The sequence below is a fragment of the Candidatus Fukatsuia anoeciicola genome, assembly GCF_964059965.1.
In the GTDB taxonomy this organism is placed as follows: domain Bacteria; phylum Pseudomonadota; class Gammaproteobacteria; order Enterobacterales; family Enterobacteriaceae; genus Fukatsuia; species Fukatsuia anoeciicola.
This window is the reverse complement of the sequence record NZ_OZ060923.1, coordinates 697,729-712,156: the sequence shown is the minus strand read 5'-3', so window position 1 is coordinate 712,156 and position 14,428 is coordinate 697,729. Positions and strand designations below refer to the sequence as shown.

The 14,428-nt window shown below is 33.6% G+C and carries 11 protein-coding genes and 1 pseudogene; 9 read left to right on the top strand and 3 right to left on the bottom strand.

The window, feature by feature from the left end:
- Nucleotides 1-91: 91 nt before the first annotated feature.
- The 3 genes and pseudogenes from hslU to AB4W73_RS02275 form a co-directional block, all read right to left on the bottom strand.
- Nucleotides 92-1,441, bottom strand: a complete 1,350-nt coding sequence (gene hslU / locus AB4W73_RS02285; protein WP_367680237.1) for an HslU--HslV peptidase ATPase subunit — start codon at nt 1,439-1,441, stop codon at nt 92-94.
- Nucleotides 1,442-1,565: 124 nt separating this feature from the next.
- Nucleotides 1,566-2,081: pseudogene (hslV, locus tag AB4W73_RS02280) on the bottom strand (ATP-dependent protease subunit HslV); the annotation flags it as partial.
- Between the two features lie 138 nt (nt 2,082-2,219).
- The gene (locus AB4W73_RS02275; RefSeq protein WP_367680236.1) at nt 2,220-2,861 is read right to left on the bottom strand and encodes an SPOR domain-containing protein; all 642 of its coding nucleotides are present in this window, start codon (nt 2,859-2,861) and stop codon (nt 2,220-2,222) included.
- A 543-nt stretch (nt 2,862-3,404) separates the two neighbouring features.
- Between AB4W73_RS02275 and rsmH the strand changes: the two genes are divergently transcribed.
- The 9 genes from rsmH to murG all read left to right on the top strand — a co-directional run bounded on the left by rsmH (nt 3,405) and on the right by murG (nt 14,412).
- On the top strand, nt 3,405-4,352 hold the full coding sequence (gene rsmH / locus AB4W73_RS02270; protein ID WP_367680235.1) for a 16S rRNA (cytosine(1402)-N(4))-methyltransferase RsmH: 948 nt from the start codon (nt 3,405-3,407) through the stop codon (nt 4,350-4,352).
- A 45-nt stretch (nt 4,353-4,397) separates the two neighbouring features.
- Complete coding sequence (ftsL, locus tag AB4W73_RS02265; protein WP_367680234.1) at nt 4,398-4,724, top strand: cell division protein FtsL; 327 nt, start codon at nt 4,398-4,400, stop codon at nt 4,722-4,724.
- 38 nt (nt 4,725-4,762) lie between these two features.
- Nucleotides 4,763-6,529 (top strand): peptidoglycan glycosyltransferase FtsI, encoded by a 1,767-nt coding sequence (gene ftsI / locus AB4W73_RS02260; protein ID WP_367680233.1) that lies wholly within the window; start codon nt 4,763-4,765, stop codon nt 6,527-6,529.
- Entirely contained in the window at nt 6,516-8,033 is a 1,518-nt protein-coding gene (gene murE / locus AB4W73_RS02255; protein WP_367680232.1) for a UDP-N-acetylmuramoyl-L-alanyl-D-glutamate--2,6-diaminopimelate ligase, read from the top strand. Before ftsI ends, murE begins: the two co-directional genes overlap by 14 nt.
- On the top strand, nt 8,030-9,457 hold the full coding sequence (gene murF, locus AB4W73_RS02250; protein ID WP_367680231.1) for a UDP-N-acetylmuramoyl-tripeptide--D-alanyl-D-alanine ligase: 1,428 nt from the start codon (nt 8,030-8,032) through the stop codon (nt 9,455-9,457). Before murE ends, murF begins: the two co-directional genes overlap by 4 nt.
- Nucleotides 9,438-10,520, top strand: coding sequence for a phospho-N-acetylmuramoyl-pentapeptide-transferase (mraY, locus tag AB4W73_RS02245; protein WP_367680230.1), 1,083 nt, complete (start codon nt 9,438-9,440; stop codon nt 10,518-10,520). The genes murF and mraY overlap by 20 nt, the downstream gene beginning before the upstream one ends.
- A gap of 2 nt (nt 10,521-10,522) precedes the next feature.
- The gene (gene murD, locus AB4W73_RS02240; protein ID WP_367680229.1) at nt 10,523-11,917 is read left to right on the top strand and encodes a UDP-N-acetylmuramoyl-L-alanine--D-glutamate ligase; all 1,395 of its coding nucleotides are present in this window, start codon (nt 10,523-10,525) and stop codon (nt 11,915-11,917) included.
- Nucleotides 11,917-13,137, top strand: coding sequence for a cell division protein FtsW (ftsW, locus tag AB4W73_RS02235; protein ID WP_367680228.1), 1,221 nt, complete (start codon nt 11,917-11,919; stop codon nt 13,135-13,137). The genes murD and ftsW overlap by 1 nt, the downstream gene beginning before the upstream one ends.
- A 222-nt stretch (nt 13,138-13,359) precedes the next feature.
- The gene (murG, locus tag AB4W73_RS02230; RefSeq protein ID WP_367680760.1) at nt 13,360-14,412 is read left to right on the top strand and encodes an undecaprenyldiphospho-muramoylpentapeptide beta-N-acetylglucosaminyltransferase; all 1,053 of its coding nucleotides are present in this window, start codon (nt 13,360-13,362) and stop codon (nt 14,410-14,412) included.
- Nucleotides 14,413-14,428: the final 16 nt, after the last annotated feature.

The following is a 14,428-nucleotide window of genomic DNA, read 5'->3' as shown; positions in this document are numbered from 1 at the left end:
TATAAATTTTTTATTGTACCAAGCTCAATATAAAGCCTCATAAAAACCACGAGGCTTTTTAACATTCTATGTCTCGAATAAGCTAATATCTTTATAGAATATAACGACTTAAATCTTCATCTATTATTAGTTTGTCTAGATACTTATGCACATAATCTTCATTAATAATAATAGATTGACCTTGGTTTTCACTGGCACTATAAGAAATATCTTCCATTAAACGTTCTAATACTGTATGTAAACGACGTGCTCCAATATTTTCAGTATTTTCGTTTACTAGCCAAGCTGCTTTAGCAATACTATTAATGCCATTTTCAGTAAATTTAATAGTTACACCTTCTGTTGCTATTAATGCTTTATATTGCTCTGTAAGAGAGGCATTTGGTTCAGTTAGAATACGTTTAAAATCTTCAGTGCTAAGCGCTTCTAATTCTACTTGAATAGGTAAGCGTCCTTGTAATTCAGGAATCAAATCATAAGGACTTGCCACCTGAAAGGCACCTGAGGCAATAAATAGAATATGATCTGTTTTTACCATACCATACTTAGTAGAAACCGTACAGCCTTCTACTAATGGAAGTAAATCCCTCTGTACACCTTGACGGGAGATATCTGCACTAGAAGCTTGTCCTCGTTTACAGATTTTATCTATTTCATCAATAAATACGATACCTTGCTGTTCAACAGCCTCAATAGCTTGTTTGTGTAGCTCTTCTGGATTCATTAACTTAGCCGCTTCTTCTTCAACTACTAATCTAAATGCTTCTCTTATTTTAAGTTTACGTGTTTTTTGCCTTTGACTATTCATCTGTTGGAATATAGACTGTAGATGGTTAGTTATTTCTTCCATACCAGGAGGTGTCATAATTTCTACTCCCAGTGATCCTACTGTTAAATCAATTTCAATTTCTTTATCATTAAGCTCGCCTTCACGTAGTTTTTTACGAAAAATAGCACGAGCGGCAGAAGGAAGTTCCAATTTTTCTTTAGATTCTGAATTATCTTTTGCTGGTGGTGTAACTAAAACATCTAGGATACGTTCTTCAGCTAATTCTTCAGCACGTGGACGCATTTTCTCGATAGATTGCTGACGCGCCATTTTTATTGCGGCATCAGTCAAATCACGTATAATAGAATCAACTTCCTTACCTACATAACCAACTTCGGTAAATTTTGTCGCTTCAACCTTAATAAAGGGCGCATTAACTAATTTAGCTAAACGACGAGCAATTTCTGTTTTACCTACACCTGTTGGACCAATCATTAAAATATTCTTTGGTGTTACTTCATAACGCAACTCTTTATTCAACTGCATACGCCGCCAACGATTACGTAAGGCGATAGCAACAGCACGTTTAGCTTTATTCTGACCAATAATATGGTTATTTAACTCATTAACTATCTGACTGGGGGTAAGTTCCTGTGGATCAATTGCAGACATATTCCTATTCCTTGCTCTTTAAAGGTAAATTCTTAATTTTTGCACTACGGGTATGAGCACGCACTTTAGTTTTAATCTTACTATTATCTATTAATGGTGTCTCTTTCTCAGTGTCTTCACAAATTAACTCTTCAAGAGTTTGGTTAAGGTTTGTGTAAATACAAATCATCCCCGCAATACTTAGCGATTTTTCTACAATTTCTCTAGCATTTAACTGAGAATTTTCAAGCAACGCCATTGCTGAAGACTGAGCATAAGGACCACCAGAACCAATGGCAATTAAATCTTTTGTAGGCCGTACGACATCTCCAGTACCTGTAATAATCAGGGATGATTTTTTATTTGCTACTGCTAATAAAGCCTCAAAACGACGTAGTGAGCGATCAGTACGCCATTCCTTTGCTAATTCAACAGCAGCTTTATCTAAATTTCCTTGATGCGTTTCTAGTTTACTTTCAAATAACTCGAATAAAGTAAAAGCATCAGCAGTACCACCAGCAAATCCTGCAAGCACCTGATTATGGTAAAGACGACGTACTTTACGAGCATTGCTTTTCATTACTGTATTGCCTAAAGTTACTTGACCATCACCACCAATTACTACCCTTCCATTAAGACGTACACTCACAATTGTTGTCACGAACAACCCCTTGTTGTAGACTGAATAAGCCTCGTGTTATACTAAAAAACGTTGTTTCTGACATAATGCTTTCTTAACAATAACACAGTATATTTAAAAATTATTTTTAAACTATGGATGGGGGAGAAATCATATTTTTCAACCCCTAATAGAGAGGGTAATACAATTTAATACTTTATTATCTTTGAGGTGTTTAAATATCTTATTTATACTAGTATAGTTGCTGTAAGGACCAAGCAAAACACGATACCAGCCATTACTAGAAGTAAGTTGGCTTTCAATGCCATCAAAAGCTAATTTAGCCTGAATTAATTTAGCCTGATCTATTATGCGGAAAGACCCACATTGTAGTACCCAGTTCTGTACTTTTTCTTTTCCTAGTTTAAGTTTTGGTGTTGTAACTAATAGTGGCTCCATTATTTGATAAGAGTAGTTATAGTTTAATGATGATAGTAAATGTGTTTTACTATTTGAAGAAAATTCTGTAGGTTTTGCAATCTCAATTTGGCGATTTTCTAATTCTTTAATATAGTGCCAACGCTCTTCTGGTAATGGAGGTAGTTTGGTAATAGTATGAATATTATGATTTGGCAATAATCGCAGTTTATCTACTTTATTATTGCTAATAAAATAAAATTCTGTAATAACTTTTATCAATAGCACGACAACTAAAACTAGTGTAATTATAGCCATACTATAATTATTAACTTTTTTTAAGCGCCTAGTTTTACTCCGAGATATTATTAAATGTTCTCGACTTACATAATCTTTTTGTGCCACTATTTTACGCCAAATTTTAAAAATAAAATAAATTTATTATTTTAATTAAGTCTCAAATATTTACCTAAACATGTCATTATTTAACTTTATTCTATTTTAGGTTAACATTTATTAATGACGTAAAATAAAGAAAAATATAATAATTAATATTCTAATAAAATATTTTTATAAAATATAATAAAATTATTAAATACTAATTAATTAGCTATAATATAAAAACTAATGTTAAAAAATTTATTTTATTGGAATATTAATTCTTATTTCCTAATAGGAATACTTTTTATAAGTTATGTTACAAGATATATAGCTAACTAATTAACCTTATTTTAATAGAATTTTAAAATTCTATTAAAATTTTTAAGTATTTATTTATCATTTGAGTAGTAAAAAGATAGCTTAACTATGCTCTATGATCTAATAATAATAAGTTTTAAAAATATAAGGGTAATTTCATAGTACTACCAAATATTAGAGTTTACTTAATATAGCATTTTTTTTGTAGTTAGAGCAAATAAACAGTAAAACAATGTAAGATTATAATAAATGAATAAAATAGCAACTAATTACGAACATATAAGCGTATTGTTAAATGAAGCAGTAGATACCCTTAATATTCGCGATAATGGTATTTACATCGATGCTACTTTTGGTTGTGGAGGTCATGCTCGCAAAATTCTCTCACAACTTAGTCGTGAAGGACATCTAATTGCTATCGATTGTGACTCACAAGCAATAGCAACCGCAAAATCTATCATTGATTCTCGTTTTACTATTATCCATGGCTCTTTTTCTAATTTAGTACAATATATGCGTCAACGAAATCTTATTGGACATATTGATGGTATATTATTTGATCTTGGCGTGTCATCCCCTCAACTTGATAATCCACAACGCGGTTTTTCTTTTATGCGCAATGGTCCACTTGATATGCGCATGGATCCTTCTCGTGGCATATCTGCAGCACAATGGCTGTTAAAAGCAGAAATAAATGAAATTACCTGGGTACTAAAAACCTTTGGTGAAGAACGTTTTGCAAAACAATTAGCTCACGCTATTGTTAAATGTAACCGACAACAACCAATAACAAAAACTTTTGAACTAGCTCACCTAATTACTAATACCATTCCTTGGTATAAAAAACATAAGCACCCAGCTACACTTAGTTTTCAGGCTATTCGTATCTACCTTAATAAGGAGTTGGAAGAAATTACTAAGGCATTAGAAGCAACACTTGAAATTTTAGCACCACAAGGACGATTATCAGTAATTAGTTTTCATTCATTAGAAGATCGTATTGTAAAAAATTTTATTCGTCAACATAGTCGTGGACAACAAATTCCTTCTGGTTTGCCATTAACTGAAATACAGTTACATAAATTATACAGGCGTGATTTGAAATCATTTAAAAAAATAATGCCTTCAAAAAAAGAGGTAAAAATAAACCCAAGAGCACGTAGTTCAGTACTTCGTTTTGCAGAAAAACTGTACTAAATTTTATGAAATTATAACGAAGCATACGAAGATAAAGGATGATACATGACAAGCCATGAACAACCAAGTTTAATTAAAGTAATAACAACAGATTTTATCTATAATGCTAAAATTCCATTAATATTATTAGTTATGGTATTGATATCAGCCATGCTTGTAGTTATAACAACTTATCGAACTCGTTTATTAACAGCAGAACGTGAGCGTCTTCTTCTTGAAAAAGAAGCTCTAGATATTGAATGGCGCAATCTTATTCTAGAAGAAAATGCATTAAGTACTCATAACCGTATTGAACGTATTGCTAGCGAAAAATTAAAAATGCAACCAGTTAATCCATTACAAGAAAACATTATAATAAAAAAATATTTTTAATATTAATCTTAATGTTAGTTTTAAACAGGTTATATAAAATGAAAATAGTACGCCATAAAAATAAATTAAAACATAAAGAACAACAAATTAATTTTATTAGTTGGCGATTTACTTTACTTTGCGGTTGCATTTTATTAGCAATGATAGTGTTAATGATACGTACAGCTTACTTGCAAGTAATTAGTCCAGAACAATTAGTACACGAAGGTAACATGCGTTCACTACGAATACAAATAATACCTACTACCCGCGGTATGATAAGCGATAGATCAGGGCGCCCCTTAGCTGTAAGTGTACCAGTAGACGCAATATGGATCGATCCAAAAGAATTACTTGAGCATGGAGGAATTACTCAAGATACATGTTGGCAAGCGCTATCTAATATCCTAGATATTTCACTTGATCAGATAACTAAACGCATCAACTTTAATCCTAAAGGACGCTTTATTTACCTAGCACGTCAGGTTACTCCTACTATCAGTAATTATATTAATAAGTTAAAATTACCTGGTGTCTATCTGCAAAAAGAATCACGTCGTTATTATCCTGCTGGTCAAGTAATGGCGCATATTATTGGCGTTACTAACATTGATAGCCAAGGTATTGAAGGAATAGAAAAAAGTTTTGATCATTGGCTTACGGGGCAACCTGGAGAACGTACTGTACGTAAAGATCGTTACGGAAGAGTTATAGAAGATGTCTCTTCTATTAATAGTAAGGCAGCTCATAATTTAATACTTAGTATCGATGAACGTTTACAAACATTAGTATATCAAGAATTAAGTAAAGCGGTATCTTTTAACAAAGCAGAATCCGGTACAGCTATCCTGATTGATGTTAATACTGGTGAAGTATTAGCTATGGCAAATAGCCCTTCTTACAATCCAAATAAACTAACAAGTACTAACAAGGATGCAATGCGTAATCTTGCAATAACCGATATTTTTGAACCAGGTTCAACAGTAAAACCTATGGTAGTGCTGGCAGCTTTACAGCGTGGTTTAATAAAAAAGGACAGTATATTAAACACATTACCATTCTACATTAATGGTCATGAAATTAAAGATGTTACGCGTTATTCTGAACTATCAGTTACCGGTATTTTACAAAAATCAAGTAATGTTGGTGTTTCTAGACTAGCATTAGCTATGCCTCCTTCATCATTAGTAGAAACTTATTCTCTTTTTGGTATTGGTAAGGCTACAAACTTAGGATTAGTTGGTGAAAGAAGCGGTTTGTATCCAAGTAGACAGCATTGGTCTGATCTAGATAGAACTACTTTTTCTTTTGGTTATGGTCTTATGGTAACCCCATTACAGTTAGTGCGCGCTTATGCAACTATTGGTAGTTTAGGAATTTATCGCCCTCTATCAATTATTAAAGTTGATTCACTTGTAATGGGCCAACGCGTCTTTCCAGAACCACTAGTACGTGCAGTAATCAATATGATGGAAAGCGTAGCTTTACCTGGTGGTGGTGGTGTTAAAGCTGCAATTAAGGGTTATCGTCTTGCGCTTAAAACAGGTACAGCTAAAAAAGTTGGCCCTGACGGTAAATATATTAAAAAATATATTGCTTATGCTGTAGGTGTAGCTCCAGCAAGCAATCCCCAGTTTGCTTTAATTATAGTAATTAATGATCCACAGGCAGGTAAATACTATGGAGGCACGGTTTCTGCTCCGGTATTTGGTGTTATTATGGGTGGAGTATTACGTACAATGAATATTGAACCAGATGCATTACCAATAAATAATCAAAATAAACTAGTTTTTAATAAAAAAGAGGTTTCAGGTGGCAAATCGTAATTTACGCAACTTATTTGCTCCCTGGAGACTTGATGCTCCTACATTTCCATTACGAGAAATGACATTAGATAGCCGTAATACTACTACAGGAGATGTTTTTATTGCTATTGTTGGTCAAAAAATAGACGCACGTTATTATATTCCACAAGCTATTGCTCGAGGTGCTACTGCTATTATTGCTGAGGCAAAAGGGATAGAAGCACACATAAAAAATAAAGAAGCTAATATTAATCCTTTAATAACTGAAATACAAGGTGTTCCTATAATCTATATTTATGATCTCACACGATATTTATCTCAGTTAGCTGGATTTTTTTATCCACAATCAGATACAACATTAGAATTAGTTGCCGTTACTGGAACTAATGGAAAAACGACAATTACACAATTATTAGCACAGTGGAGTTATGCTTTAGGAAAGACTAGCGCCGTATTAGGTACAATAGGTAGTGGACTACTAAACCAACAGTTAACACAAACAAAAAATACTACTGATTCTGCGGTTGCTATTCAAAAAATGCTACATTATTTATCGATGCAAGGGGCTAATTTTGCTGCGATAGAAGTTTCTTCTCATGGCTTAATACAACATCGAGTAGCAGCATTGTCTTTTGCTGCTGCCGTATTTGCTAATTTAAGTCACGACCATCTAGATTATCATGGTGATATGGTTAGTTATGAGGCAGCAAAATGGTTACTTTTTTCTACTCATAATGTTAAACAACAAATAATTAATGCTGATGATAAGGTCGGTTATCGTTGGCTAAATAAGCTACCTGATGCAGTAGCGGTAACAATGCAAAACAAAAACTTTATCAGCGGTAGAAAACGTTGGCTAGCAACTCAAAGTATTAATTATCAAGCTAAAGGAGTAGTTATTAATTTTGATTCAAGTTGGGGAACAGGTTATTTGCAAAGCCGCCTGCTAGGTAAATTTAATGTTTGCAATCTATTGATTGCTTTGGCGACACTATTAGCACTTGATTATCCGTTAACGCAACTAATTGCTACAGTATCACAATTAAAACCAATTTGTGGACGTATGGAAGTATTTAATACATTAGGCAAACCAAAGGTAATAGTAGATTACGCACATACTCCTGATGCATTAAAAAAAGCACTTATAGCTGCACGGTTACATTGTCAAGGAAAACTCTGGTGTATTTTTGGTTGCGGCGGGGGTAGAGATAAAAGTAAACGCCCGCTAATGGGAAATATTACAGAACAATTAGCTGATTATATCGTGTTGACAGATGATAATCCACGCAACGAAGAAGCACATACAATTATAGCAGATATTCGTAATGGGTTATTTAATGTTAACCATGCACTAGTAATTCATGATCGAACAGAAGCATTAACTAAAACTATTATGCAAGCAAAAGAACAAGATGTAATTTTAATTGCAGGCAAAGGACATGAGGATTATCAATTAGTGGGCAACCATCAATTTAAATATTCTGATCGTCTAACTATTGCTCGGCTATTAGAAATTAATATATGATCAAAATTTCTTTACAAAAATTAGTACAAGTGCTTGATGCTAAACTTATTGGCGCACAACTAACTAATAAAAAAATTGAAATCACACAAGTTGTCATTGATAACCATCAAGCCACGACAGGTTGTCTGTTCGTTGCTTTAAAAGGTAAGCGTTTTGATGGGCATAATTTCGCAATGAGTGCTGTTACTGCTGGTGCCATAGTCTTATTAGTTAGTAGACCATTAGATAATCACCTTTTATTATTCAAGATCCCACAATTAATTGTGGCAGATACCCGTATAGCACTAGGACAACTTGCTGCTTGGGTGCGCCAAAAATTACCAACTCGAGTTATAGCTATAACTGGTTCCTCTGGCAAGACATCAGTTAAAGAAATGGTTGTAGCAATTTTGTGTCAGCACCAAATTAATATAAAAAAAGATAACGCTATACTGCATACAATAGGCAATGAAAACAATGATATCGGTGTGCCACTAACATTATTACGTTTGATGCCAGAACATGAGTTTGCCGTTATTGAATTAGGTGCTAATCATTTAGGCGAGATTGCTTACGCTACCGCTTTAAGCCAACCTGAAAGTGTATTAGTAAATAATTTAGCCATTGCTCATTTAGAAGGATTTGGTTCTTTATCAGCTATTGCTCAAGCTAAAGGAGAAATTTTTACTAAATTACCACCAAAAGGCACTGCAATTATTAATGCAGATAGTCATGATTGGTTACATTGGCAACGATATTTATCGTATCAACAGCGTGTTTGGCGTTTTGCACTAAATACAAAGGAGGATGTTGATTTTTTTACTACTGATATCCATACTCAATCTCAGATAACGCATTTTATTCTACATTCACCGCAGGGTGTCACAGAGATTACGTTATCATTACTTGGCCAACATAACATTACTAATGCATTAGCAGCAGCGGCTCTAGCTATGTCAGTAGGAGCTGATTTATTAGCAATTCGTCAAGGGCTCGCGCAATTTCAAGCAATAACTGGACGATTATTTCCTATCTATCTTGCAGCGGGGAAATTATTACTAGATGATAGTTATAATGCTAATGTAAGTTCTATGATTATAGCAGCAAGGGTGCTTGCTGATATGCCAGGTTATCGAGTTATGGTTGTTGGTGATATGAAAGAATTAGGAAAAAAAACAGCAGATTATCACTATCAGGTTGGTAAAATTATTCAAAAATTAGGAGTAGATAAAGTTTTAAGTATCGGGGAATTTAGTCAGAAACTTAGCCTTGCTAGTGGCAATGGTGAACATTTTCAGAATCAACATGAATTAATAATGCATTTAGTCATGTTATTACTTGAACACCCGATTATCACTATATTAATCAAAGGTTCACGTAGTACTGCAATGGAAAAGATTGTACATACGCTTCAGGAGAAATATTGTGTTAGTTTGGCTAGCTGAATATTTAGTAAAATTTTATTCTGGTTTTAATGTCTTTTCTTATCTGACATTTCGTGCCATTGTTAGTTTACTTACTGCTTTATGCCTCTCTTTATGGATAGGGCAACACCTAATTGTTTTATTACAAAAACTACAAATTAGTCAGATTGTTCGAAGTGATGGACCAAAATCGCATTTTAATAAACGTGGTACCCCTACCATGGGAGGATTAATGATTCTGCTATCAATTATTATTTCAGTATTGATATGGACTTGTCCTATAAATCCTTATGTTTGGTGCGTACTATTTATTTTATTTTTTTATGGCATTATTGGATTTATTGATGACTATCGTAAAATAGTAAGCAAAAAACCTAATGGTTTAATTGCTTGTTGGAAATATTTTTGGCAATCAGTTATTGCATTAATAGCTGCCTTTGCTATGTATAGCATTGGTAAAGATACAGTAGCAACTCAACTGGTCGTGCCATTCTTTAAAGATATTATGCCACAATTAGGTTTTTTATACATTCTACTAGCTTATTTTGTTATTGTTGGTACTAGTAATGCAGTTAATCTTACGGATGGCCTTGATGGTTTAGCAATTACGCCAACAATATTTGTTGCTGCTAGTTTTGCTCTAGTGTCCTGGGCAACAGGTAATATAAATTTTGCCCATTATTTGCATATTCCTTATTTACGTCATGCTAGCGAATTAGTAATTGTTTGCACCTCTATTGTTGGTTCGGGCTTAGGCTTCTTGTGGTTTAATACTTATCCTGCTCAAGTATTTATGGGTGATGTTGGTTCATTAGCATTGGGTGGTGCGTTAGGTACTATTTCGGTACTACTACGGCAAGAATTTTTACTAGTTATTATGGGGGGAATATTTGTAATTGAGGCTTTATCAGTTATTTTACAAGTTGGATCTTTTAAATTACGTAGGCGACGTATTTTTCATATGGCGCCAATTCATCACCATTATGAACTTAAAGGTTGGCCAGAACCTCGGGTAATCGTGCGTTTTTGGATTGTTTCGCTAATATTAGTATTGATTGGTTTAGCAACGCTTAAGGTACGGTAATTATGGTAGATTATAGTGGCAAGAAAGTAGTTATTATTGGATTAGGATTAACTGGTATTTCCTGCATTGATTTTTTTATATCTCGCGGTATAACTCCATATGTTATGGATACCCGTACTAATCCGCCACAATTAAATCATAAATTAATTGCTAATATAACATATCATTGTGGCTCGCTTAATCGGGAAAAATTATTAGAAGCTGATTTAATTATTGCTAGTCCTGGTATTGCATTATTTAATCCAGTGCTTAATGAAGCAAGAATTGCCGGAGTAGAAGTTATAGGTGATATCGAATTATTTTGCCGTGAAAATCAAGTACCTATTATTGCTATTACTGGCTCTAATGGCAAGAGTACTGTTACTATGTTATTGAATGAAATGGCACAGGCAGCCGGTTGGCAAGTTGGTATTGGAGGCAATATAGGAATTCCTGCGTTAACACTATTAAAACAGGAATATCAGTTAATAGTGCTAGAATTATCTAGTTTTCAATTAGAGACTACATATAGTTTAAGTGCGTGCGCAGCTACCGTACTTAATATTACAGAAGATCACAATGATCGTTATCCTTTAGGAATAAAACAGTACCAAACAGCTAAACTACGTATTTATAAAAATGCAAAAACTTGTGTAGTAAATGCGAATGATACTAGTACTATTCCTAATTTTTCTATGTCAAAATGTACTATTACGCCGCAAGTTATGTTACGACAAGCCATGTCAAAACAAAAAAAGAATAAACAAAGAAGAAATAACTGTTGGATCAATTTTGGTATTGATGTTGGTTATTATAACTTAAATAAAAAAAACAAAACACTCTGGTTACAAGCAGGTAAAGAAAGAGTACTAGATACTAAAAAAATAAAACTTAATGGATATCATAATTATACTAATGCATTAGCAGCACTAGCATTAGCTGATGCTGCTGGTATTCCACGTTCATGCAGTCTAAAAGCGTTAACTACTTATCAGGGATTATCTCACCGTTTTCAATTAGTATTTGAAAATAGAGGAATACGATGGATTAATGATTCTAAAGCTACAAATGTGGGGAGTACTAAAGCTGCCATTAATAGTTTACAAGTATCTGGTACTTTGCATCTATTATTAGGAGGAGATGGTAAATCTGCTAACTTCTCTAGTTTAACTAAGTTTTTACAAGGGGATCGTATTCGTATTTACTGTTTTGGTTATGACGCACAACAATTAGCCCAGTTACGACCAAAAATATCACAATGTGCTAATAACTTACAGCAGGCTATGAAGTTAATTATTAGGAAAATTGTGAGTGGAGATGTAGTATTGCTATCACCTGCGTGTGCTAGTCTGGATCAATTCCATAATTTCGAACAACGTGGTGATGAGTTTTCTCGTCTTGCAAAGGAGTTAGGCTAATGAATATCTATAGTTTACCTAATAAATTAAAATATTGGATAATTTACTTACTAAAAGGTAATACTAATAACCATGAAAGCGTTAATCCTATTCTTTATGATAGAATTCTAGTATGGTTAAGTTTTGGTTTAGCGATTATTGGTTTAGTAATGGTAACCTCAGCTTCAATGCCAATTGGACAGAGGCTTGCTAATGATCCATTTATTTTTGCTAAACGTGATATATTTTATCTTATTTTAGCATTTGCTATGTCACTCTTAACCTTACGAATTCCACTGTTAATCTGGCAGCGTTATAGTAATATTATTTTACTTATTGCCATAATGTTATTAGTTATAGTTTTATTTATAGGAAATCCAATTAATGGTGCATCACGCTGGATTACTATAGGTCCATTATGTGCTCAACCAGCAGAACTTTCTAAATTAGCATTATTTTGCTATCTATGTAGCTATCTAGTACGTAAGGCGCCAGAAGTACGCCATAATTTTTGGGGTTTTTGTAAGCCTATGGGTATGATGACAGCTCTTGCTATGTTACTACTAGTTGAACCTGATTTAGGTACTATGGTTGTCTTATTTATTACTACGCTTGCAATGTTATTTTTAGCTGGTGCTAAATTATGGCAATTTTTAGCAATTATAAGTTGTGGTATTTTTGTAGTAGCTTTATTAATTATTATAGAACCTTATCGTATAAGCAGGGTCGCATCATTTTGGGATCCTTGGAGCGATCCATTTGGTAGTGGTTATCAATTAACTCAATCACTAATGGCATTTGGTCGTGGTGAGTTATGGGGGCAAGGATTAGGAAATTCAGTACAGAAAATGGCATATTTACCAGAAGCACATACTGATTTTATTTTTTCAATTTTAGCTGAAGAACTTGGTTATTCTGGTGTAGCTTTTACCTTATTAATGATATTTTTTATTGCTTTTCGTGCGATGTCTATTGGGTATCGTGCATTAAAACTTAATCAGAGATTTGCTGGTTTTTTAGCATGCTCAATTGGTATTTGGTTTAGTTTGCAAACATTAATTAATGTTGGTGCTGCTGTTGGAATGCTGCCTACTAAAGGCTTAACACTACCTTTAATTAGTTATGGCGGTTCGAGTCTGTTAATAATGTCAACTGCAATAGTATTATTACTACGTATTGATTTCGAAACACGCTTAGCAAATGCTCAAGCTTTTATTAGAATTTATTCAAAACAGATATGATGAGCACAATAAATTTTATATAGATTCTAATAACTTATTAAAAATCTTTTTCGTTGTGCTAGATAACGAAAATAAAAAAATAATTTTTGTATAGAATAAAAAGAAAAATAAACAAATATTTTAAGTTTATGTTAATAAATTATTTAACTAAATATGTTAAATAAAAGAGATTTTAAATAGGTTTTAAGGAATTAAGTGACTAATATTAACACTAGACGTTTAATGATAATGGCAGGTGGTACAGGTGGTCATGTTTTTCCTGGCCTAGCAGTAGCTCAGTATTTACAAACACAAAACTGGCAGGTACGTTGGTTAGGAACGGCAGATAAAATAGAAGCTAATTTAGTCCCTAAACATAATATTCAAATAGATTTTATTCAGATCTCAGGTTTACGAGGTAAAAGATTACGCACTCAGTTATTAGCACCGCTATATATTTGTAGGGCAGTATACCAGGCAAAAAAAATTTTTTATAATTACCAACCGGATGTAGCATTAGGAATGGGAGGTTATGTTTCAGGTCCTGGTGGGCTAGCAGCTTGGTTATGTGGAGTACCATTAGTACTACATGAACAAAATAGTATCGCTGGTCTAACTAATCGTATTTTAGCAAAAATTGCTAAAAAAGTATTACAAGCCTTCCCAAGCGCATTTTTGCATGCTGATGTGGTTGGTAATCCGTTGCGAAGTAATTTACTTACATTCCCGCCACCAACACAACGTTTAGCTACACGCACAGGAGCAATACGAATATTAGTTATAGGAGGTAGCCAAGGCGCACAGATATTAAATCAGGTTTTACCAGGTGTTGCCAGTCAATTTAGCGAACAAATAATAATATGGCATCAAGTAGGCAAAGGATCATTCACAGCAGTACAGCAAGCTTATCAAAAATATAATCAGCAACATAAAGTTATAGAGTTTATTGATGATATGGCTGCAGCTTATTCGTGGGCTGATGTAGTAATATGTCGTAGCGGAGCTTTGACAGTTAGTGAAATAGCTGCGGTTGGATTACCAGCAATATTTGTTCCATTTGAACATAAAGATTATCAGCAATATTGGAATGCACTTCTACTAAAAGAAGCAGGTGCTGGTATAATTATTGAGCAATCACAATTTACTGTATCAGCAGTAAGCAATTTACTAGCACGCTGGGATCGCGCAACATTAATAGACATGGCAGAGAAAGCTAGAGCGATCGCTATTCCTAATGCGACTAAACACGTTGCTAATGCAATAATAGCAACTGAAATAAGTCATAGAAATATATAAATAGGCAATATTTATA